General features: G+C 68.5%; 19 protein-coding genes. 8 read left to right on the top strand and 11 right to left on the bottom strand.

The features are described 5' to 3' along the window. Nucleotides 1–58: 58 nt before the first annotated feature. A complete protein-coding gene (locus ACFYYH_RS04920) occupies nucleotides 59–1,741 on the bottom strand; it encodes a fumarate hydratase (protein WP_388545944.1) in 1,683 nt (560 codons plus the stop codon). 299 nt (nucleotides 1,742–2,040) lie between these two features. Here ACFYYH_RS04920 and ACFYYH_RS04915 point away from each other — a divergent pair, with 299 nt between their 5' ends. Beyond that, nucleotides 2,041–2,724 carry a DUF1707 domain-containing protein gene (locus ACFYYH_RS04915; protein WP_388545942.1) on the top strand — a complete coding sequence of 228 codons (684 nt, stop codon included), beginning with the start codon at nucleotides 2,041–2,043 and terminating at the stop codon, nucleotides 2,722–2,724. Nucleotides 2,725–2,910: 186 nt separating this feature from the next. After that, a complete protein-coding gene (locus ACFYYH_RS04910; protein ID WP_066942704.1) occupies nucleotides 2,911–3,285 on the top strand; it encodes a WhiB family transcriptional regulator in 375 nt (124 codons plus the stop codon). Nucleotides 3,286–3,545: 260 nt separating this feature from the next. On the opposite strand, the gene glpX is transcribed toward ACFYYH_RS04910, so the two are convergent. Further along, nucleotides 3,546–4,577 (bottom strand): class II fructose-bisphosphatase, encoded by a 1,032-nt coding sequence (glpX, locus tag ACFYYH_RS04905; protein WP_388545939.1) that lies wholly within the window; start codon nucleotides 4,575–4,577, stop codon nucleotides 3,546–3,548. A gap of 132 nt (nucleotides 4,578–4,709) precedes the next feature. Between glpX and ACFYYH_RS04900 the strand changes: the two genes are divergently transcribed. After that, on the top strand, nucleotides 4,710–5,231 hold the full coding sequence (locus tag ACFYYH_RS04900) for a DUF4245 domain-containing protein (RefSeq protein WP_388545936.1): 522 nt from the start codon (nucleotides 4,710–4,712) through the stop codon (nucleotides 5,229–5,231). Nucleotides 5,232–5,421: 190 nt separating this feature from the next. On the opposite strand, the gene ACFYYH_RS04895 is transcribed toward ACFYYH_RS04900, so the two are convergent. The 3 genes from ACFYYH_RS04895 to xseA all read right to left on the bottom strand — a co-directional run bounded on the left by ACFYYH_RS04895 (nucleotide 5,422) and on the right by xseA (nucleotide 7,883). Next, entirely contained in the window at nucleotides 5,422–6,012 is a 591-nt protein-coding gene (locus ACFYYH_RS04895) for a malonic semialdehyde reductase (RefSeq protein WP_388545933.1), read from the bottom strand. A 178-nt stretch (nucleotides 6,013–6,190) separates the two neighbouring features. Next, nucleotides 6,191–6,430, bottom strand: a complete 240-nt coding sequence (locus tag ACFYYH_RS04890; protein ID WP_388545930.1) for an exodeoxyribonuclease VII small subunit — start codon at nucleotides 6,428–6,430, stop codon at nucleotides 6,191–6,193. 244 nt (nucleotides 6,431–6,674) lie between these two features. Next, the gene (xseA, locus tag ACFYYH_RS04885; RefSeq protein WP_388545927.1) at nucleotides 6,675–7,883 is read right to left on the bottom strand and encodes an exodeoxyribonuclease VII large subunit; all 1,209 of its coding nucleotides are present in this window, start codon (nucleotides 7,881–7,883) and stop codon (nucleotides 6,675–6,677) included. Between the two features lie 192 nt (nucleotides 7,884–8,075). Here xseA and ACFYYH_RS04880 point away from each other — a divergent pair, with 192 nt between their 5' ends. Together ACFYYH_RS04880 and ppgK are read left to right on the top strand one after the other, a co-directional pair. Continuing rightward, entirely contained in the window at nucleotides 8,076–9,104 is a 1,029-nt protein-coding gene (locus tag ACFYYH_RS04880) for a 4-hydroxy-3-methylbut-2-enyl diphosphate reductase (protein ID WP_388545925.1), read from the top strand. A gap of 85 nt (nucleotides 9,105–9,189) precedes the next feature. After that, entirely contained in the window at nucleotides 9,190–9,927 is a 738-nt protein-coding gene (gene ppgK / locus ACFYYH_RS04875) for a polyphosphate--glucose phosphotransferase (protein ID WP_388545922.1), read from the top strand. A gap of 254 nt (nucleotides 9,928–10,181) precedes the next feature. Here ppgK and ACFYYH_RS04870 read toward each other — a convergent pair whose 3' ends face one another. Beyond that, the gene (locus ACFYYH_RS04870; RefSeq protein ID WP_388546343.1) at nucleotides 10,182–10,691 is read right to left on the bottom strand and encodes a DUF6542 domain-containing protein; all 510 of its coding nucleotides are present in this window, start codon (nucleotides 10,689–10,691) and stop codon (nucleotides 10,182–10,184) included. Between the two features lie 466 nt (nucleotides 10,692–11,157). On the opposite strand from ACFYYH_RS04870, the gene ychF reads away from it, so the two are divergent. Both ychF and ACFYYH_RS04860 read left to right on the top strand, forming a co-directional pair. Beyond that, on the top strand, nucleotides 11,158–12,246 hold the full coding sequence (ychF, locus tag ACFYYH_RS04865) for a redox-regulated ATPase YchF (RefSeq protein WP_388545919.1): 1,089 nt from the start codon (nucleotides 11,158–11,160) through the stop codon (nucleotides 12,244–12,246). 464 nt (nucleotides 12,247–12,710) lie between these two features. Then, a complete protein-coding gene (locus ACFYYH_RS04860) occupies nucleotides 12,711–12,986 on the top strand; it encodes a hypothetical protein (protein WP_200695347.1) in 276 nt (91 codons plus the stop codon). A gap of 408 nt (nucleotides 12,987–13,394) precedes the next feature. Here ACFYYH_RS04860 and ACFYYH_RS04855 read toward each other — a convergent pair whose 3' ends face one another. The 3 genes from ACFYYH_RS04855 to ACFYYH_RS04845 all read right to left on the bottom strand — a co-directional run bounded on the left by ACFYYH_RS04855 (nucleotide 13,395) and on the right by ACFYYH_RS04845 (nucleotide 16,288). Continuing rightward, the gene (locus tag ACFYYH_RS04855; RefSeq protein WP_385830684.1) at nucleotides 13,395–14,453 is read right to left on the bottom strand and encodes a serine/arginine repetitive matrix protein 1; all 1,059 of its coding nucleotides are present in this window, start codon (nucleotides 14,451–14,453) and stop codon (nucleotides 13,395–13,397) included. 813 nt (nucleotides 14,454–15,266) lie between these two features. Then, complete coding sequence (locus ACFYYH_RS04850) at nucleotides 15,267–15,626, bottom strand: hypothetical protein (RefSeq protein WP_388545916.1); 360 nt, start codon at nucleotides 15,624–15,626, stop codon at nucleotides 15,267–15,269. Between the two features lie 101 nt (nucleotides 15,627–15,727). After that, complete coding sequence (locus tag ACFYYH_RS04845) at nucleotides 15,728–16,288, bottom strand: hypothetical protein (protein ID WP_385830682.1); 561 nt, start codon at nucleotides 16,286–16,288, stop codon at nucleotides 15,728–15,730. 128 nt (nucleotides 16,289–16,416) lie between these two features. Between ACFYYH_RS04845 and ACFYYH_RS04840 the strand changes: the two genes are divergently transcribed. Next, entirely contained in the window at nucleotides 16,417–17,220 is an 804-nt protein-coding gene (locus ACFYYH_RS04840) for a hypothetical protein (RefSeq protein ID WP_388545914.1), read from the top strand. Between the two features lie 155 nt (nucleotides 17,221–17,375). Here ACFYYH_RS04840 and ACFYYH_RS04835 read toward each other — a convergent pair whose 3' ends face one another. Both ACFYYH_RS04835 and ACFYYH_RS04830 read right to left on the bottom strand, forming a co-directional pair. Further along, complete coding sequence (locus ACFYYH_RS04835; RefSeq protein WP_388545912.1) at nucleotides 17,376–20,018, bottom strand: S8 family peptidase; 2,643 nt, start codon at nucleotides 20,016–20,018, stop codon at nucleotides 17,376–17,378. After that, complete coding sequence (locus tag ACFYYH_RS04830; protein ID WP_388545909.1) at nucleotides 20,011–20,997, bottom strand: AAA family ATPase; 987 nt, start codon at nucleotides 20,995–20,997, stop codon at nucleotides 20,011–20,013. The genes ACFYYH_RS04835 and ACFYYH_RS04830 overlap by 8 nt, the downstream gene beginning before the upstream one ends. Nucleotides 20,998–21,877: the final 880 nt, after the last annotated feature.

Raw genomic sequence — 21,877 nt, 5'->3', positions numbered from 1 at the left:
CGCCCTCCCCGGAGGAAGGCCGGGGAGGGCGCGCCGGGGGGCCTGAGCCCTGGGGTGGTCAGCCGAGCCCGGGACCGCGGACCGGGATGCTGGTGAACGTGGGCGCCGGAGCCGGCTCGGTGAAGAAGTCGTTCCCCTTGTCGTCCACCACGATGAACGCGGGGAAGTCCTCCACCTCGATCCGCCAGACCGCCTCCATCCCCAGCTCCTCGTACTCGACGACCTCGACCTTCTTGATGCAGTCCTGCGCCAGCCGGGCCGCCGGGCCGCCGATCGAGCCGAGGTAGAAGCCGCCGTGCGCGGCGCAGGCGTCGGTGACCTGCTTCGAACGGTTGCCCTTGGCGAGCATCACCTTCGAGCCGCCGGCCGCCTGGAACCGCTCCACGTACGAGTCCATCCGGCCCGCCGTCGTCGGGCCGAAGGAGCCGGAGGCGTATCCCTCGGGCGTCTTCGCCGGTCCCGCGTAGTACACCGGGTGGTCCTTCAGGTACTGGGGCATCTCCTCGCCCGCGTCCAGCCGCTCCTTGATCTTGGCGTGCGCGATGTCACGGGCCACGACCAGCGGCCCGGTGAGCGAGAGCCGGGTCTTGACCGGATACTTCGTCAACTCCGCGAGTACGTCGTCCATCGGACGGTTGAGGTCGACCCGTACGACGTCGTCCTCGGCACTCCCGGCCCCCTCGTTCAGGTGCTCGTCCGTGGTGTCCGGCAGGAAGCGCGCCGGGTCGGTCTCCAACTGCTCCAGGAAGACGCCCTCCGCGGTGATCTTCGCGACGGCCTGGCGGTCGGCCGAGCAGGAGACGGCGATCGCGACCGGCAGCGAGGCACCGTGCCGCGGCAGGCGCACCACGCGGACGTCGTGGCAGAAATACTTGCCGCCGAACTGGGCGCCGATACCGATGCGCTGCGTCAGCTCGAAGACCTTCTCCTCCAACTCCTTGTCACGGAAGCCATGTCCGGTCGGGGAACCCTCGGACGGCAATTCGTCCAGATAGTGCGCGGAGGCGTACTTCGCGGTCTTGAGGGCGAACTCGGCGGATGTTCCGCCCACGACGATCGCCAAGTGGTAGGGCGGGCAGGCGGCCGTACCCAGCGAACGAATCTTCTCCTCCAGGAACTTCATCATGGAGGCCTCGTTGAGAACCGCCTTCGTCTCCTGGTAGAGGAACGACTTGTTGGCGGAGCCGCCGCCCTTCGCCATGAAGAGGAACTTGTACGCGCCGCCGTCGGTCGCGTACAGCTCGATCTGCGCGGGCAGGTTCGAGCCGGTGTTCTTCTCTTCCCACATCGTGAGCGGAGCCATCTGCGAATAACGCAGATTCAACTTGGTGTACGCGTCGTAGATACCGTGCGAAAGGGCTTCCTCGTCACTGCCCCGGGTCAGCACGTTCTGTCCGCGCTTGCCCATCACGATCGCCGTGCCGGTGTCCTGACACATCGGGAGAACACCGGCTGCCGCGATATTCGCGTTCTTCAGCAGATCGAGCGCCACGAACTTGTCGTTCGACGAGGCCTCGGGGTCGTCCACGATCCTGCGGAGCTGGGCGAGGTGGGCGGGGCGGAGATAGTGCGAGATGTCGTGCATCGCCTCGGCGGCGAGGGTGCGCAGTGCCTCCGGCTCGACCTTGAGGAACGTACGACCGTCGGCCTCGAAGGTCGAGACGCCCTCGGCGGTCACCAACCGGTAGGGCGTGGTGTCCTCTCCCAGCGGGAGCAGATCGGAGTACGCAAACTCTGGCATTACGGCCATTCCTCACTCGACAGACGGCGGCGCGGCCTCCATTGGCGGCGCGCCCTCCAGCGTAGGGCGCCGCACCGGTGCCGCACCTGTGAGGTAGGGCTCAGTAAAGGAGATAGGGCTCGGTAAAGGAGGTAGGGCTCGGTAAAGGGGCGACGAGGCTCGCGCCGCCCGTCGGCGCCGCCCGTTCGGGGCCGTTGGGGCACCGCGTGCGGACGGGGCGGGTCGGGCTCCGGACGCTGTCCGACCGGACAGGGCCCAGGCCCTAGTCGCGATCTATCGCGTTTCGCTACCCTGGGGCGGTGGACCTCGAAAAGCACCCCCAGAAGCCGGCCGCGCCGGTGGAGCCCGCCGGTATCCGGGCCTCCGACGCCGACCGGGACCGGATCGCGGACATCCTCCGGGAGGCCCTGGCGGAGGGCCGCCTGGACGCCGAGGAGCATGCCGAGCGCATCGACTCCGTCTACCGCGCCAAGACCCTCGGCGAACTGGAGCCGCTGGTACGGGACTTGCCCGCGGTCGGCGCCGACGGCCGGACGGCCCCCGGGGCCGCGCCCTCGGCGGCCGGGTACGGATACGGGCCCGAGGACCCGGACGCCCCGGCCGAGAATCTGGTCGCCGTCTTCAGCAGTTCGACGCGCAAGGGCCGCTGGCGCATCGGCCGCAGGACCAATGCCTTCGCGCTCTTCGGCAATGTCGAGATCGATCTGACCGAAGCGCTCTTCGGACAGCGCACCACCGTGATCAACGCGACGGCCATTTTCGGCAATGTCGAGGTCCGTGTCCCCGAGAACATCTCGCTGCGCGGCAGCGGCACGGGTGTCTTCGGCAATTTCGAAGTCGTCACGCTGGAGGCCGCCGACGCGGACGCGCCGGCCGTCGTCGTGAACGGATACTCGGTGTTCGGCAATGTCGAGGCCAAGCCGAAGCGCGGCAAGCGCGTCGCGGACCTCCACGACCGGCTCCGTAAGCACCTCGGTTACTGAGCCGGTTAGCGGACCGGGGCGACTGTTTCTTTCCGGCCAAAGCCGTCCGACGGTGATTGAACGTCCACAATTCCGCACGGCGTTCCGAACTCCGAACGGCGTGCCACGCAGTGCTTAGGCGCGCGCACAGCGGGTAGGGAAAGCTGCATCGTCTCTCGCTCGCGAAGCCGTCGTCAGGAGTAGACCGTGCTGCAACTGCCGCATCAGCCCCTGCAGGTCGCCGCCGTGCCCTCCCAGCGGAGTCCCGCTCGGGAGGATCAGGCCGGCCCCTGGCATTCGGAGGCGGTGTGCCGCCGGGACGAAGCCGCATTGTTCTTCGCCCCCTCGAAGGAACCGACAGCCGCGAGGCTGGCGCGGGAGGAGGCCGCGAAACGGGTCTGCGCCCGCTGTCCCGTCATGGTCGACTGCCGGGAGCACGCGCTGCTCCAGCCCGAGCCGTACGGCGTGTGGGGCGGGCTGACGGCCGCCGAGCGCCGGGTGGTGCTCGCCCGCCGGAGGCGGCGCGAGGTGGAGCTGAGAAAGGCCGCCGCGGCGGGCGAGCGGATCGCCGCCGCGGGCTGACCGGCCCGGCTTCCCCGCCCGCCGCACACGGGCCGGGACACGGACACGGCTGCGGAAGGGGCGCCCCGCCGCACAACGGGGCGCCCTCTCCCTGTCCGCGTCCGGCATCCGGCATCCGGTCCGGCATCCGCCGTCCGCCGGCTGTCCACCGCCCTGTCCGACCGTTCGGACCGTCTTCGGATCGGACCGTCTTCGGACCGTTCGGACCCTTCGGGCTGTCCGGAGCATTCGGACCGTTCCGACGGGTGGGGCCGCGGGCGCTATCTGGCGCGGTCGAAATCGATCGTGCTGTAGGCCCGGAGCTTCGAGAGCCGGTGGGTGGAGTCGATCTGCCGGATCGTGCCGGACTTGGACCGCATCACCAGCGACTGGGTGGTCGCGGTCTCCGAGCGGTAGCGCACCCCGCGCAGCAGCTCACCGTCGGTGATGCCGGTGGCCACGAAGAACACGTTGTCACCGCTGACCAGATCGTCGGTCGCGAGGACGCGGTCCAGATCGTGCCCCGCGTCGATCGCGCGCTGCCGCTCCGCCTCGTCCTTGGGCCAGAGCTTGCCCTGGATGACACCGCCGAGGCACTTTATGGCGCACGCCGAGATGATGCCCTCGGGAGTGCCGCCCACGCCCATCAGCAGATCGACGCCGGTGCCCTCGCGCGCGGCCATGATCGAACCGGCGACATCGCCGTCGGAGATGAACTTGATCCGCGCGCCGGTCTCCCGGATCTCCTTGACGATCCCGTCATGACGGGGACGGTCGAGGACGACCACCGTGACGTCCTCGGGCGAGGAACGCTTGGCCTTGGCGACCCGCCGGATGTTCACGGCGACGGGCGCGTCGATGTCGACGAAGTCGGCGGCCTCGGGCCCGGTCACCAGCTTGTCCATGTAGAAGACCGCGGACGGGTCGAACATCGCGCCGCGGTCGGCGGCGGCCAGCACGGCGATGGCGTTGGGCATGCCCTTGGCGTTCAGGGTCGTGCCGTCGATGGGGTCCACCGCGATGTCGACCTCGGCGCCGGTGCCGTCCCCGACCCGCTCCCCGTTGTAGAGCATCGGGGCTTCGTCCTTCTCGCCCTCGCCGATGACGACCACGCCGTTCATCGACACGGTGGAGACGAGGGTGCGCATGGCGTTCACCGCGGCGCCGTCCGCGCCGTTCTTGTCACCGCGCCCGACCCACCGGCCGGCCGCCATGGCGGCGGCCTCCGTGACCCGGACCAGTTCCAGGGCGAGGTTGCGGTCGGGTGCCTCGGGAGACACCTCGAGCGGGGGCGGCAGGTGGTGTTCGGTCATCGGAACGCACCTTTCTGTACGGCGACGGCCGGAAAAGAGGGTGATACGACTGTATCCGCAGCGCGACAGATTGAGCAGAGGGGCCCACGGATGAGCGGGGAGCCCTGATGCGACGATGGTGGGGTGGCAGGTATGCGAGGCAGACAGACGGTGCGGGACATGTTCCTGTCGATGGCGGCCATCGGAGTCGTCGTCGCGGGGATCTACATCTTCATTCCGCACGACGACGAGGCGGTTCCGGTCAAGGCGGTCGACTACCGGGTCGAGCTGCTGACCGCGCGCCGCGTCGCGCCCTATCCGGTGCTGGCGCCGGCCGGGCTGACGGAGCAGTGGAAGCCGACCTCCGTCTCGTACCGGGCGCAGGAAGCCGATGCCTGGCACCTCGGCTATCTGGCCCCGGACGGCGAGTATGTCGCGGTCGAGCAGTCCACGGCGCCGGCGAGGACGTATGTGCCCGAGGTGAGCCGGGAGGCGACCGACACCGGCAGGAGCCAGCAGGTGGCGGGCGAGGCCTGGCGGCGCTGGGAGGGGCCCAAGTACGACGCCCTGGTCCGCACGGAGGGGAACGCGACGACGGTGGTGACGGGGACGGCCTCGTACGAGCGGCTGGCGGAGATGGCCGCCGCGCTGAAGCCGGGCACGCCGGGGCCCTGACGTCTTGACGCCTCGACGCCCTGGCCGGTCGTACGGCCTGTACGGCGAAGGCCGCCGTCCCTCCGGGGACGGCGGCCTTCGTGCTGTGCGGCACGGGGATCCGGGCCTCGGCGGCCCCGGGAGCTCCGGACGCTCCGGGGCTCGGCCGGGCCCGGCCGGTCGTGACGACCTCAGACCGGTCGTGACGACCTCAGACGGTCGTGACGACCTCGTCGAAGTCGAGGCGCGGGTTGCGCGGGAACCAGGCGTTCTCGCCGGGCTTGCCGATGTTGACGATCATCAGCGGCGTGTGGTCGTCGTCCAGGAACTCCTTCTGGACCCCGGCGAAGTCGAAGCCGGTCATCGGGCCCGCGGCGAGACCGGCGGCGCGGATGCCGAGGATGAAGTAGCCGGCCTGGAGAGCGGCGTTCATCGAGGCGTTCTGCTCGCGGACACCGCGCTCGCTGAAGAACGCGTCCTTGGCCTGCGGGAAGTGCGGAAGGAGCCGGGGGAGCTCCTCGTGGAACTCGTTGTCGGCGGCCAGGATCGCGACCAGGGGCGCGGTGACGGTCTTGTCGCGGTTGCCGTCGGACATCAGCGGAGCCAGGCGCGCACGGCCCTCGGCGGAGCGCACCAGGACGATGCGCAGCGGCGACTGGTTGAAGGCGGTGGGTCCGTACTTGACCAGCTCGTAGATCGCCCGCACCTGCTCCTCGGTCACCGGCTCGTCGGTGAACGTGTTGGCGGTGCGGGCCTCGCGGAAGAGGAGGTCCTGAGCTGCGGGGTCAAGGGAGAGGGACATCTGGGGGGCACCTTCCGGGGCGTGCGGTGGACCGACTAATCTCATTGAAGGTACAACTAGATGGATGAACCTTCAACTAAATCGGCCCCTCGGTGACCTGTCTCACAGCGGCCACGCCCCCGAGAGCCTCCGCGCCACGCCTCCGCGGGCCCCTGTCTTCGCTACTCCGCTGTCTTCGCTACTCCGCGTCCGGCTCCTGCCCCGCCCCGGCCTTCTCGTCGGCCAGTGACGCGTCCAGCCGTGCCCGCGCGCCCTCCAGCCAGCGGCGGCAGACCTTCGCCAGCTCCTCGCCCCGCTCCCACAGGGCCAGCGAGTCCTCCAGGGACGTACCGCCCGCCTCCAGCCGGCGTACGACCTCGATCAGCTCGTCCCGTGCCTGCTCGTATCCGAGCGCGGCGGCTTCGTCCGTCCTGGCCATGCCATCCACCCTATGTACGCGCGCCTGTGCGCGATCCGACAACGACTCCGTCAACGATTCCGCGACCCGCGACCCGCGACCCGCGACCCGCGACCCGCGACCCATGCCCGTGCCGCGGCCCGCGCGCCTGCCTGTACCTCGGCCCGCGTGCCTGCCCGCGCCGCAGGCCGTGCCGTAACCCGCACCGCGGCTCCCGCACCGGCTTCCGCACCGGCTCACGATGCGCTGATGTCCGGCACCGGCCTCACTCCGTGACCCGGACCGTGAACTCACCCTCCGCCACCCGGGCCCGCAGCTCCTCGGCCGCGGTGACCTCGCCCGGTGACCGTACGACCGAACCGTCGGGCCGTTGCAGCACGGCGTACCCGCGCTCCAGCGTCGCCGCGGGGGACAGCGCGACCACCCGCGCCAGGGTGTGCGACAGCTCCGAGTCCGCGCGGTCCAGGAGATGCCGCAGCACCCGCCTGCTCCGGTCGGCCAGCGCGGCCACCTCGGCCTCGCGTTCGTCCACCATCCGGTGCGGGCGCTCCATCACGGGACGGGCCAGCGCGTGGGCGAGCCCGCGCTCCTCGCGGTCGAGCAGCCCCCGCACCGTCCGCAGCGCCCGGTCACGCAGCGCCTGCACCCGGTCCAGTTCCTCCCCGACGTCCGGCACGGTCTTCTTCGCCGCGTCCGTCGGCGTGGAGGCCCGGACATCCGCCACGAGATCCAGCAGCGGCGCGTCCGGTTCATGGCCGATCGCGGAGACGACGGGCGTACGGCACGCGGCCACCGTCCGCACCAACTGCTCGTCGGAGAACGGCAGCAGATCCTCCACGCTCCCGCCGCCGCGCGCCACGATGATCACATCGACCTCGGGCAGCGCGTCCAGCTCCTTCACCGCCTGGACGACCTGCGCCACCGCGTTGACCCCCTGCACCGCCGTGTTGCGCACCTCGAAGCGGACCGCGGGCCACCGCCGCCGCGCGTTCTCCAGCACATCGCGCTCGGCCGCCGACGCCCGCCCGCAGACCAGCCCGATCAACTGCGGGAGAAAGGGCAGCGGCTTCTTGCGGTCTGCGGCGAACAGCCCCTCCGCGCCCAGGGACTTCTTCAACTGCTCCAGCCGCACCAGCAGTTCGCCGATCCCGACCGGACGTATCTCCGTGGCCCGCAGCGAGAGCTGCCCGCGCGGCGCGTACCACTCCGGCTTGGCCTGCACCACGACCCGCGCACCCTCGGAGACCACATCCGCGATCGCGTCGAAGACCTGCCGGTAGCAGGTGACGCTCACCGAGATGTCGTACGACGGGTCGCGCAGCGTCAGAAAGACGACCCCCGCGCCGGGCCGGCGCGAGAGCTGGGTGATCTGCCCCTCGACCCAGACCGCGCCGAGCCGGTCGATCCACCCGCCGATGAGCCGCGACACCTCGCCGACCGGCAGCGGAGCGTCCGCGGACGTATGCAGAGCCATACCGAGGAGCGTATCCGTCCCCTACGACATCACTCCCGGACCGACCTGCGGCCCAGACCGGTCCGTCCCCGCCACCGGCCGGTCCGCCCCCGGCGCCCCCTCTGCGCCGGGGGGCAGGGCCGTGCCCGTACCGCCCGTGCCGGGCGGACGGGCGAACTCCCGCCTCTTCTGGGCGGCCTTACGATGGGACGCATGACTGCAACGTCCCGCCCGTCGCCCGCCGCCACCCCTAGTGGAGACGCCGCGCGCCGCGCCGGCAAACGCGTCCTGCTCGCCGCTCCCCGTGGCTACTGCGCGGGTGTCGACCGCGCCGTGATCGCCGTGGAGAAGGCTCTGGAGCAGTACGGGGCGCCGATCTACGTCCGTCACGAGATCGTCCACAACAAGTACGTCGTCAAGACCCTGGAGAAGAAGGGTGCGATCTTCGTCGACGAGACGGCGGAGGTCCCCGAGGGGTCGATCGTCATGTTCTCGGCGCACGGCGTCGCGCCGGTCGTCCACGAGGAGGCGGCCCAGCGCCGGCTCGCCACCATCGACGCGACCTGCCCCCTGGTGACCAAGGTCCACAAGGAAGCCGTCCGGTTCGCCAACGAGGACTACGACATCCTGCTGATCGGCCACGACGGCCATGAAGAGGTCATCGGTACGTCGGGCGAGGCGCCGGACCACATCACGCTGGTCGACGGCCCCGCCGATGTCGCACAGGTCCAGGTGCGCGACGAGTCGAAGGTCGTCTGGCTCTCCCAGACCACGCTCTCCGTGGACGAGACGATGGAGACGGTCGACGCGCTGAAGCAGAAGTTCCCGCAGCTCATCTCGCCGCCCAGCGACGACATCTGCTACGCCACGCAGAACCGCCAGATCGCCGTCAAGCAGATGGGCGCCGAGGCGGACCTGGTGATCGTCGTCGGCTCCAAGAACTCCTCCAACTCGGTACGGCTGGTCGAGGTCGCCCTCGGCGCGGGCGCGGGCGCCTCCCACCTGGTGGACGGCGCCGACGAGATCGACGAGGCATGGCTGGAGGGTGTGTCCACGGTCGGTCTGACCTCGGGCGCGTCCGTTCCGGAGGTCCTGGTCGAGGGTGTCCTGGAGTGGCTCTCGCAGCGGGGCTTCGAGGATGTCGGGATCGTCAAGGCGGCGGAGGAGTCGATCACGTTCTCCCTCCCCAAGGAGCTGCGGCGTGACCTGCGGGCGGAGGCCGCCGCCCTCGCGGAGAAGTGAGGGCCGCGGGGGAGATTCGTAAGGACGCCCCCGCAAGCTGTTCTCCCGGAAGTCGCTGTCAGCGTCTGGCCGTAACGTTGTGTCCATGAACGTCTTCGGAGTGGATATCGGCGGCTCGGGCATCAAGGGCGCGCCCGTGGACCTGGAGCGCGGCGATCTGGCAGAGCCGCGGTACAAAGTGCTCACCCCGCACCCGGCCACGCCGGACGGCGTCGCCGAAGGGGTGGCGGAGGTCGTACGGCATTTCGGCTGGTCAGGTCCGGTCGGTATCACCTTTCCCGGAGTGGTCACGGGTTCTGTGGTCCGTACCGCCGCCAATGTCGACAAAGCGTGGATCAATACGGACGCGGGCCGGCTGTTCGGCGACAAGCTGAATCTGCGGACCACCGTGCTGAACGACGCGGACGCGGCAGGTGTCGCGGAGATGTCCTTCGGCGCCGGCCGTGGCCGCAAGGGGGTGGTCTTCCTGCTGACCTTCGGCACGGGGATCGGCAGCGCGCTGTTCATCGACGGCAAGCTGGTGCCCAACACCGAACTGGGCCATCTGGAGTTGCACGGCCATGAGGCGGAGAAGCGCGCGTCCACGAAGGCCAAGGAGGACGCGGATCTGACCTGGCAGCACTGGGCGCACCGGGTGCAGAAGTATCTGGCCCATGTGGAGATGCTGTTCTCGCCGGAGCTGTTCATCATCGGCGGCGGGGTGAGCCGTAAGTCGGAGAAGTTCCTGCCGCTGATCGAGGGGATCCGGGCCGAGATCATTCCGGCGGAGCTCCAGAACAACGCGGGGATCGTGGGCGCGGCGATGGCGGCGGCGGGCCGGTAGGAGGTACGGGGAGTCGGGCGGGGGCCGGGGCGGAAGCGGGGGCCGGGAGGCGGGTCGTGGTCGAGGGCGGCGGCGCGGCCCGGATGGCGCGAGGGCGTCGAGGTGCCGTGCCGGCTTCGCGGCTGCCCGGACCCGGAACCGGGCTGGACTGGACTGGGACCGGACCCGGACCGGACCGGCCGGGGCCGGACGTGGCCAGGGCCGGACAGGGCTGGACGGGACCGGCGGGGCTCGTCCGGGCCGACTGACAGGGCCTAACCGCGTCCTACGGCGCGGTACGCCGTGGCTCCGTCGGGCGGGGTCCGTGGCGCTCTGACCCTGGCCCCGGCCCGGAGCGCGGCGGCGTCCCGGGCGCGCTGTCTGCGCCCCATCTGGCGCACCTTCCGCACGGACGCGATCAGCCCGGCGACCAGTGTGCCGCCGTAGAGCCACCCCGCCTGGACGGCCAGCGCCGTGACCAGCGCCATGATCTGGCCGCCGAGACCGCCGGAGCCGCCGGCGATCGGGAGCGTGCCCACCGCGAAGGCGATCGGCACGCTGATCGGGGCCGTCACCAGGTCGGCGGTCCGGACCCAGAGCGCGGTCAACGCGCTGGCCGACACGAACAGCACTCCGTACACCACGGGCGCGCCGTCGAGCAGCAGCCGGTCCAGAAAGCCGACGCACAGCATGGTCGCGGCGGCGAAGAGTCCGGCGCCGAGTCCGGTGAACCGTGGGTTGGGCAGTCCGCGCGCCCTCCGGAGCCTGCCCGCCCTTCCCGGGATCCCCGGTCTTCCCGGCCTTCCCGGCCGGCCGGGTTTCCGTGCGTTCCGGGAGTCCCGTGCGTCGCGTGGGGTGCGCGGGGGGAGCGCGGTGGACGGCACGCGCCTGCGGCCCGTCCCGGACAGCCGGTACACGTCGGCGGATCCCGCTACGGCATCCCGCGAGGAGGGCGGGTTCTGCGGCCGCTGCCGGCTCCCGGGCTGACGTGTCCTGTGCTGCTCCACCGCTCCAACGTAGGTGGCGCAAGGGGAGGAATCAGGCGATGGACACGCCCTTTGGGTGACCTTGGAGTTGAGTTCGAGATCATGGGGCGGGTCGCACGGAGGCCCGAACCCGTCGTCGGCCCTCGCGGCCCGCCCGTAAACTGGGGGATCGGCCCCCCCCGGGGCCACCAGCAGGCCATCCACGGGACCTCGGCCCCTCCGGTCGGTCTCCGTCAGCCCGTCCTCACTCCAGGAAGTCGCCAACGTGTCGCTCACGATCGGAATCGTCGGCCTGCCGAATGTCGGCAAGTCGACCCTGTTCAACGCCCTGACCAAGAACGACGTGCTGGCGGCCAACTACCCGTTCGCCACCATCGAGCCCAACGTCGGTGTGGTCGGTGTGCCGGACCCGCGGCTGAACAAGCTCGCGGAGATCTTCGGCTCCCAGCGGATCCTCCCCGCCACGGTCGACTTCGTCGACATCGCCGGTATCGTGCGCGGCGCCTCCGAGGGCGAGGGTCTGGGCAACAAGTTCCTGGCGAACATCCGTGAGTCGGATGCCATCTGCCAGGTCATCCGGGCCTTCAAGGACGAGAACGTCGTCCATGTCGACGGCAAGGTCTCGCCCAAGGACGACATCGAGACGATCAACACCGAGCTGATCCTCGCCGACCTCCAGACGGTCGAGAAGGTCCTTCCGCGCCTCCAGCGGGAGTCCCGGATCAAGAAGGAGGTGCTGGGCCAGGTCAAGGCGATCGAGGAGGCCCAGGCCATCCTGGAGACCGGTGAGACCCTCTTCTCCGCGGGCATCGTCCAGGGCACGGAGAAGGCGGAGCCGCTGCGCGAACTGCATCTGCTCACGACCAAGCCCTTCCTCTATGTCTTCAACGTCGACGAGGAGGAGCTGACGGACGACGCCTTCAAGGACGAGCAGCGCGCTCTGGTCGCCCCGGCGGAGGCGATCTTCCTCAACGCCAAGCTGGAGTCCGACCTCGCCGAGCTGGACGACGAGGAGGCCCTCGAACTCCTCCAGTCCGTGGGCCAGCAGGAACCGGGCCTCGCCACCCTGGCCCACGTGGGCTTCCGCACCCTGGGCCTCCAGACCTACCTCACGGCAGGCCCCAAGGAGTCCCGCGCCTGGACGATCAAGAAGGGCGCCACGGCCCCCGAGGCGGCCGGCGTGATCCACACCGACTTCCAGAAGGGCTTCATCAAGGCCGAGGTGATCTCCTTCGCCGACCTGGTGACCACCGGCTCGGTCGCCGACGCCCGCTCCGCCGGCAAGGCCCGCATGGAGGGCAAGGACTACGTCATGCAGGACGGCGACGTGGTCGAATTCCGCTTCAGTCTATGAATTCCCCCGCGTCGCCGACGTGAGGGAATTCAATGCGAAAGTACAAGTGACTGATGGGGCCGGGACGAGTTCGTCCCGGCCCCATCAGGTGTCCCTGCGGTCTTGACGGGGGCCTCGAATGCGAGGGTGAAGATTTCCCTTCCCCCTGCCTCAGCCGTCCCATTCTTTTTCGTCCTTGTGCTGGTGGGCTCTCGGATCCAACTGTCGCGGGTTCGTCGGGCACTCTATCCGGCTCGTGACGGTCCGTGATCGCGAACGGCGTCCGGTTTCAGGGCCGGTTGGTCTCCTTCACCGACCACTGCCAGGACCGTCGCGCAGCGGACAGGGTGCCCTCAGCGCCTCGCACCATCGGCGGCGGAGGCTCCCGCACCCGATGACGTACTTCCGTGAACGCCCCACCCACGACGTGTCGCCCTGCGATCATTGATCCATCTTTGAGTGAGCGACACGAATTGAGGAGCACCATGGCGTGGGCCTACGCGGAACTGGCCAAGGAAGCAGCCAAGCGCGGCGGTCCCACCGCGCTGCGCGCCTTCTACACCGGGCGGGGCATCATCATCGGCGGCGCTATCACCAGCGCCTCCATCGCGGGGACCGTCGCCTACGACAAGTGGAGCAAACGCCGCACCGCTGCCGCTGCCGAAACGGCGTCTGACGCTACAACGGAAACTCCAGCCGCTGGCGACACCCGGAGCGGGCAACCTGCCGATAGCTCTCGCACGGACCGACTCCTGCAGTGAGCGAACAGCTACCAAGCGTACTGGCGGGCTCGCGTATTCGACTGTCGCCAGTTCCCCGTTGAGCCCAGCCTTCCAGTAACTGTGCGTGGTCTCTTCGTAGGACTGGCTCCGTAAGGTTCTCTTGGTCCGGCCCACTGCCGAAACTGAGAACGATCATGATCAGAGCGTGAGCGTGCTGACGCGATTCGTGTACTCGCGACGGGCCTTGCGCTGGGCCGGGACCGCAGGTCGCATCTCGGTGAAGCGGTGGTCGGCGAGCCCTCGTCCAGGTGTGCGCGCATCTCGTAGAGCGGGCCGTCGGGCCAGTTCACATGCTCCACTCGGCGCCGCGGACGCACTCCAGGATCGCCTCGACGCAGGTGACCTCCGGCAGGTGCCGCCCGAGGAGGAACGCCTGGCGAGCTCGGCTCATGCTCCGTCTCCTTTCCTGGGGAACCAGCTGTTTTCGTAGGCGGGCGGTTCTGCGTCCTCGTCGAAGCCGTAGTCCGCCGGGTCCTCGTAAGGCGGCCCGTATTCGGCTGCGGGGCTGGGCTCCCATGCGTCTTCGCACGGGCGGCACAGCGGCGCGGAACCTTCGTCCGAGACGTCTATCGGCTTGCCACACCCGTCGCAGGGTGCGATTTCCTTGGCGATGTGGGAGCAGGCAAAACAGAAGTAGACAGGTTCGGGCTCGCTGCGGACCCGAACGTCGATGCCGAGCGCCGCCACACCGCACATCGGGCAGATGTCTGCCTCCTCCCACACTGGTCTTCCCCGAAAGTGGATGTGGAGCCCTTGCGGGGGCCAGGACGTCGAACAGAAACGACATGTCGCACGGTCGCCCCAGTCGTCCGGAAGCCCCGAGGTTGTACGTGGCTGCACCACAAGGGCGGTCTCCTGACAGGAAACGCACTCGATGGTGCGAGCTTCGACCCCCTCCGCCTTCAGTTCTCCACCGATCCGGTTCATCCGCTCACGCACATAGGAGTTGATGTTGTTCAGCCCCTCGCGCAGACCATCAAGCTCCCGCTCCGTTTCCGCCATCTCTGGTTCGTCGAGATAAGGCAGGAGCTGGTCCTCAATGAAGTGGATCAAAAAGTCGAGGACGGCGCCAGCGCGTGCCTCGACGGCGCGAGCGTTGTGGGTCAGGCCGAAGTGCTGGAGCTTGTTGCGGTCCTCTGTGAGCCTGGTGAGCGCCTTCTGCTCCTTGTCGGTAATGGGAACGCCAACGATGTTCCGCAACCGCGCAATGGCCTTGTCGGTGGACACACTGTTGAGCGTGGCCTCCTCCAGGGCCTTCCGGTTGGCCTCGCCAGGGTGAGTGAAGACGAGGGTCCAGTGCTCGGCGAGCAGTCGCGCCTTGAACAGCACCTCGACCGCGGCCTGGAGGTGGAGGACTGCGTACTTCACGTCGCTGGGCGTCACCTCGGACTCGGTCTCGTCCAGGTGCTCTACGACGCTGGTGAGGTAGTCGAGCCCGTTCTTCACCGGGGGGAAGTCGAGCTGCGGGGGACCCGGCGTCCGGGGCGGGGCGGAGGGGGGTAGCCGTCGCATCCGGCGCGCTGGGCGGGAGTCCTGCTCGATGCCGGCCCCTCCCGGCGCCGTGGTGGCGGTGTCGCCGGATGTGGTTGTGGCCGCCGTGGCCGTCCCCTCGGATCCGCTCATCAGTGTGGGTTCCCCTCCCGGTCAACCGACTCCCGTTTCACCCCTGTTGCCGCGTTGATAAATGGAGAGGTTATCCGACGCAACTTCCCGTCCGGCTACCGTTCCATTATCGGCCTCGGTACTGGTGGGCTCTCGTATTCAACTGTCGCCGGTTCCCGCGGAACCCAGCCCGCTGGTGACCTGGTGTGGTCCCCGGGCGCGTAGCGGCTCCAGGTCCCTCCTATCTCGTTGCGGAGGCGACTGGTGGTCTTGTCGTGGTAGCCGAGAGCGTCCGCGACGACGGGTGCGGGGAGTTCGAGGAGTTGCTGCCGGACGGCGGCTCCGCGGGCGGCGGCGATCGGGATGTCGGCCTTGTTCACGAGTGCGGACAGGTGATTCGAGCCGAGCGGCTGGCCGGTCCGACTGCCGGGGAAGAGCCAGCGCGACGCCGGGTTGGCGGCGGTTCATGTTGCTGCGGGTAGCGAGGGGCTCCAGCAGCAGGGCGGCGACGGGCGACGCCGGCTCGCCGAGTCGTAGCAGCACGGCGTCGCCGTCGTGACGATGTCGTCCACGGTGAGCCGGACGACGCGGCTCAGAGGCTGCGCGTAGAGAAGAGCGATGACTCCGGCGACGCGGAGTCGCATCGGTATCTCCGTGTCAGTCAGCAGGCACCCAAGGACGGCGAGGCGTTGGTCCTCGCTCAGTGCGGGCCGGCGGGAGATCTTTCATCGTGGGGACGGCCAGGGAACGTGGGCAGAGGCGGCCCTGCATGGCCCAGTTGAGGACGCCTCTCAGGCGGGTGCGGGCTTGCTCGGAGTTCTCGCGGGTCCAGTCGAAGACGGTCAGCACCCCACGGCGTTTGGGCGGCGAGCCCTTCTTGGCCTTGCCGAACCGGACCTGGCAGCGGCCGTACTCGCCGAACTCGGCGCCGTGCGGGTTGCGGCCGAAGTCGGCGGCGTCGTTGTGCGGCTTCGAGCCGCCGCCGAGTCCGGCGAGCGTGACGGAGGCCGCCGACACGCGCCGGACGCCCGGCGCTGACCGGCCGCCGCGCGGAGGAACAGGGGGATGGGGCCCTGGGGACGGCCCTCATCGATGGGAGCAACCTGGGTGGCAGGTAATCACAGCTTGAGGGCGTACTCCTTGGTGGCCTTGTCGATCTTGGCAGTTAGTACTTCAAGGTCGAGATAACTCACTTCGCTCCAGTCGCTGGAGCGTCGCGTGATATCAACTCCCAACCCGGAGAGTGTTTCGACCTGGTTGCTTAGCTGGTCGATGGCTGCTAGGTAGCGGACGAGTTTCGCACGCTCGGTGTCGACTTCGGATTGGTTTGTCAGGGTAGGGAATGTCCGGCTTGCGTATGCCAATGTGTCGAGGAAGCTCTGGCTCGTGTGGGTCCGCAGGGCCTCATTGGCGACTGGCAGCGCCTTTTTGAGCTCGGCGTGTGCGCGGCGGACCCTTTTGCGTTCCGCCTCCTTGGCTGTAGCGTCTGCCGCTACCTGCTGGTCAAGCTTCGCGTGGCGGATCGCCTGCTTCTTGCGACGGTCAGTCTTGCGTACCTTGACGACGTCGCGGAGCTCCTCCAGCCATGCCAGTACAGCCCCCTTGGCTGCGATGCGCCAGGCTGTCATCAGTCCACCGAGAACCCCGAACGCAGCTCCTGCCAGCAGCTCGACCAGCATTGTGGCCCCCACCCCCGTGTCTATGTCGCGACAGAGTGTAGCTGGCGCCTCCGGCCTGATCCGGTCGACCGTTCCAACGCGGTCGGAGAACAACGGCGTTGTCGGTGCTGGCTGTCAGAATGCTCTGTATGGGTGAAGCGCTGTCGCTGGCCGACATCATGGAGAAGAATCCGATCGACCAAGTGGGGGAGCAGTGGTTGGCCGTTGCTGCCACTCTGCTCTATCAGCAGGGCGATACCGAGGCTGCGATTGCCGCCACTGACGTGCTTGCGGTCGATCTGACTCTCTGGAACTCAAACGAGTACGAGCCGGACGAGTACATGGTGTACTTCACGGTGGAACCGAACCTGGTTGATCAGTTCACGGAAGCGGTGGTGAGCCGCATCGAGGATGGCATGCACGCCGTCGTGCCCAGGCGGGCTAGCATTCGCATCGATTCGATCGAGGTCAGTCCGGTTGTCCCGGTTCCTAGCGCGGATTGGCGGAAGCAACTCCGCACGGCTAACGGGCCCATGCCGACGAACCAGGCAAGGAAGGTCCGCCTTGAGCCCGAGGATCAGCATCCGATCGAGGATGACCTGCACTTCACCAACGAGTGGGAGCACAGGGTCTACCAAGTGCTGAAGGAACGGCAAGCCACTCTGTCGGACAGCGAGACGATCGGCATCATGCCCCTGGGCAGGATGCGGCTGCTCGGGTCTACACGAGAGCCGGACTTCTTGGTCACTTACAGAGGGCGTGCGGGGGTCATCGAGGTGGATGGCCCCCATCACGGAAAGCCTGGCAGAGCGTCAAGTGATAGCAGCCGGGACAGCCTGATGATCAACGCTGGGGTTGAGTGGGTCAGCCGCCTCGACGTTCGCGATGTGCACTCGAAAGCTGAAGTTGAGAAGTTCGTAGACACATTCCTTGCGAGGCTCGCGCGACGGTAGAGACGCGGCTCAGCAGCGTTCGTGGGCTTGCTGCGCTGCGGATCTCACCCGGGCCAAGAGCTTGGACGGCTTGGGCGTCGCTTGGCTGCCGACAGGGGAGCCCCACGTGGGCGCGGTCGGACCAAGCTCGGCCTCGACCGAACTCGCCTGGGAAGCTACCAGCCGAATTCCATCTGAATGGGGATGCCGTCCACGATTTCGGTCTGGGCGTGTGGAGTCACCCCGATCGACACGCCGAGTTGGTTGGCGATGGGCGTGTACAGGTCGGTGGAGACTTCTGGGGTGCGCAGGGAGACCAGGAGGGCGTAGCTGACGGGTAGGCCGATGCGGTCGTTGCGCCTGTTCGCCTTCCACCAGCCCCCGACGGGGTAGACGGCGAGCGTGCCGCAGTCGGCGAGTTCGGCCGCCGATCCGCGCCAGATGTCCGCGTGCAGGGAGCCGAGATTGCGGGTGCGGGGGCCGACCAGCCACCTGCTGTTGGACTCGAATGCCTTGGGGTTGCCAAGGCCGTCGCTCTCGTGTTCGGCCTGTTCGGCCAGTCGCCTCTGGAAGGAGTCGCTGGATTCGGTGGAGCCCTTGATGGCGAAGCGAAGGCCGTGCGAGGCGTAGCTGTAGCGGCCGAGCATGCCGCGTCGGCCGGGATTGGGCTCGATCATGTAGGCGAGCGTCACCCGCAGGTCGACGGTGGTCTCGGCCAGGTCGCGCAGTTGTTCCAGGGGCCACGGCAGCTCGTGCAGCTTGAGCTCGGCCAGGCGAACCTGCCCGCCCTTGACCTTGTAGGGCACCAGGGTGTTCTGGACGATCATGGTGACAGCGTTCGAGGCGCTGCTGCGGATACGACCAGCGGTGGGCATGCCCCACCCGTACCGGCGGATCACCTGTCGCATCACGTCGCCCTTGGCGAGTCTGGGGGTGCCGGTCTTTTTGAACAGGCCCTGTTCGACCATGGCTGGGGTCCACTGGGCTTCGTGCACGAGAAGGGCGCGGACCGTCTCCGGTCGCAGTCCGGGGTAGGCGCTCATCGCCGTGGCGGCGAGCGCAGCCGCCTGCGCCGTGGCGGCGCTCGTGGCGTTCGTCCAGGTCAGCTGACGCGCAGGGTCGTGGTGGGTGGTCGCCACGCTCACCAGATCGTGTGGGTCCAGGATGCTGTCGTCGGGGGCGACGAGCATGTTGCCGCCCTCCAGAACGATGTCGGGCTTGGTGATGGAGCCGTTGGTCAGCGCCACCGAGGTCCGGCTGAAGGGGGACAGGGCCCCGGGAACGGCCAGCGGACGGAATCCGCTGAACAGGGCGGAATCGGGGACGGCGTCCATATGCGTGCACGCCCCGACGGTGAGTACGTTGTGCGCCTGGGCGGGTTCCTCGATGCGCGACAGGTCGGAGAGGAGCAGCGGATCGAGCGTGCCGTCGTCGCGGCGCATCTGGTGGGGGACAGCACCGCGGATGTTGCCAGCGCTGACGATGATCAGCCGTGACGCTTCAGGATCGGGAGCTCCGACCAGCTCGATCCGGTCGTCCCGGACGGTGACGTCCGTGCCTGCTGCCAGGGCGTCCAGCGTGGCCGACCACAGGGTCGCCGTGCCGTCTACGCCATTCTCGCCTTCCCCGGACTCCCGGGTGACGGCCATCGAGAAGACCCGTCCCGATGGTGCGGGGCCTCCGTTGCCGATCTCAGCGGTCGCGACCGCGTTCGCAGTCGTCTCCGCACAGGTCCGCGGGGACACGTCGGGTGCGTGAGCGTCGTTGAGGATCTTCACGGACTCAAGGCCGTGACCGAGAACGACGGGACCTTGTGATTCAAGGGCTGCGGCGAAGTCCCCGAAGAGGGCGAGCCCAGCCATCTGCGTGCCGTGCCCGATCCGGTCGGCCGGCGTGCTGCCAGGGAGCACGCTGTAGGCGCGCTCGTGCAACGCGGGCTTCAGCAGGGCGTGCTCCTGGGCTATCCCTGTGTCCAGGATGCATACCGCCGGGGCTTCCGGTGCGGCCGGCTCGATTCGCGCGGCGAGATCCTTGACGAGGTCCACGCGGAACTCGCGGTCGACGGTGTAGAGGCCCTCGGCGAAGGTAGGACTGCGGATCTCAGCAGGGCAGGCGTTCGTGGCCAACAGGAACGCCAGGTCGTTACCGGTCGTCGCGACGTGCGCCACCAACCGTTCTCCGACGTGGATCGCCCGTTCGCTGACCCGCCAGCGGTGATCTTCGGCCAGGGAACGCAAGGTGGCAACCGCCGTCGGCGAGATCCGCGGATCGAACCACAACTCCCACCACCGCTCCTCGTCCAGCGGCGGCAGATCCTGCCGCTCCTGCCAGAGGTGCTCCAGCAGAGCCCGCTGGACCTGTTCCATATTGGCCACCAGCACGGCCTGTTTAGGCTTACCGCCGGGGGTGTCGTCAGTGAAGTCGGCGATCCGCTGGGTGAACGAGGCGACTTTGTCGAAGGGGACCCAGACCAGCGCGTCCTGCTGAGTGCTTTCGGTCTGTGGGCGGCTGCTCATGAGTGTCAGGCCAGATGCGTCCAGGCGCTCCAGGCTCAGAGGATGGTCGCGAGCCGCCTCGATGCGCACCGCGAAACCGTCAGGCTGACGGTCTTCGGCAACCTGTTGCATGAGCTGGGTTGCCTCACTGCGGGCCTTCTCCAGCCCGTCCACCAAAGCGTCGGCATGCCTCTGCCGGTCCGTGTGCTGAACCAGGTCCGGGCCGCTCCCGCCGGCAGCCTCGGAGCGCGGCGTGAGGGTGGCGGCTTCCCAGGGCACGATCAGGTGCGGACTGAGCTGTGCGGAAGAGTCGGGCTCAGGCATGGTGGGTGGCGTGCCGCTCGCTCAGGGCTTCCAGCAGCAGTTGCTCGTCCACCACGTCCCGGTCAGCCAGGATGGCTCGTTTGGCCGCTGCTTCCGCCGCTTTGACCAGCTCGGCGTGACTCAGGCCCGATGCACGTTCTGTCACGAGGCCCCACCGTAGTGTGCTTGTGTCCATTCCGGCTAGACGTCGCTGCAGCACCTGTACAGCTTCCTCCCCGGTGGGAGGACCGTAGGTGGCGATCATGTCGAAGCGACGGAACAGAGCTTGGTCCAGAAGCTGGTGGTGGTTGGTGCCGGCCACCACGAGACTCTCAGAGGGTGCCTCGTCCAAAAACAGCAGGAATGAGTTGAGGATCCTGCGCGCTTCGCCGACGTCGTTGCCTGCCGCCCGTTCGGCTCCCAGAGCGTCGAACTCATCGAACAGGTAGACCGCACGGGTCTGAGCCACGGCGTCGAAGACCAGACGCAGCTTGGCGGCGGTCTCGCCCATGAACCGACTGATCAGCCCGTCCAGGCGAATGGTGAACAGGGGCAGTTTCAGCTCTCCTGCCAGTGCCGCTGCCGTCATGCTTTTGCCCGTCCCGGGAGGCCCGGACAGCAGAATGCGGTGCACCGGGGTAAAGCCGAAACGCTCAAGCCGTGCACGCTGTCGCTGTTCGTGCAGCACGCGATCCAGCGAGGCGCGCAGTCCGGTGTCCAGGGTCATGTCGTCGAGCTGGGTGTCCGGATAGCCTGCCGTCAGGAGACTGGTCAGCTCACCGCGGGGCTGCACCACCGGGGTAGCGGCACGCTGGGTGTCCGGCTTCCCCTGCCTCTGTTGGGCGGCCTCGACCAGCTCTCGCAGCTCTACGGCGAACTTTCCCTGCCCCTGGCGGGCGGACTTCGCCGCAACTTGTAGAGCGACGCTGTAGAAGAGGTCGTCGTTGGCTTCGGAGTGCGCCCGCACAAGAGCTTTCAGGTGATCGGCGTTCGCCGCCATACGCCTGTCACCCTCCGATGTGGACTGCCTGTAAGAAGAGGTATACCCAAATCAGCGGGCCCCTGCGCCTGCATCGTACGGCTCTGGGCTCCGGGCTGCTGCCCGGATCCTCCACTGGCCGTGATGTTCCGAATGAGCGGATCGCGGTGCCAGAACCCGCGCAGCCTGCTGGCCTGGGATCTATCTGTAACCCAGGCGGCGGCAGGTTTGTCTGCCGGTGATGCCCGAATCATGTATGCCGAGCAAGGGCCGAGTGCAGGCAACCTAGGTGTTCGGTGCCCCTCTCAGGCCCCGCGTTCCTTCAGCCCCTCAGCCTGCCTCCGGATCGAGGATCTGCCTGCGAGAAGCCAACGCTCGCTTCGAAGATCCCGTTCCGGCCGGCGGCGCTACGCCATCCGCCGCCCCTCGGATGGGGCAGGAGGCGGATGGTCCCTCCACGGCTGTGTGAAGGGCGCGCCGAACTTCCCGTTCGGCCCGGGGAGTGCACGAGCGGGACTGCACATTCACCGCAAGGGGGGGTTTGGTCAGTTTTTCCTTGCCCGTCTTGAGTAGAGGGAGCACGGTTTCGGGTGCTGGGCGAGTCAGGGAGGACTGCCGCTCGGCGCACGGAGGCCGCAGCGGTGAGGTCCCTAGTAGGCGGAGCACGCGCCGGTCCGGACGGATGGCTGACGCGGATGGCCGCGGGCTGGGTTGCCGCAGAGAGCGATACAGCGGCTGCCTCGATCTCGGTACGAGCAGAGGAGGCGTGGGTGGCCAGCGTTTTCCAGAAGTGCAAGCGGGATGTCCGGGACCCGAGCTATCCCTGCGAACGTCCAAGGTGCGGCCACAGGTGGACGGTGCGATGTCGGGAGCCGGGCGGCAGGCGGGGCCGGCAACGGGA

The organism is Streptomyces sp. NPDC002018 (genome assembly GCF_042890865.1).
Classification (GTDB): domain Bacteria; phylum Actinomycetota; class Actinomycetes; order Streptomycetales; family Streptomycetaceae; genus Streptomyces.
The sequence above is the reverse complement of the archived record's forward strand: the minus strand, read 5'-3'. Positions and strand labels throughout refer to the sequence as shown.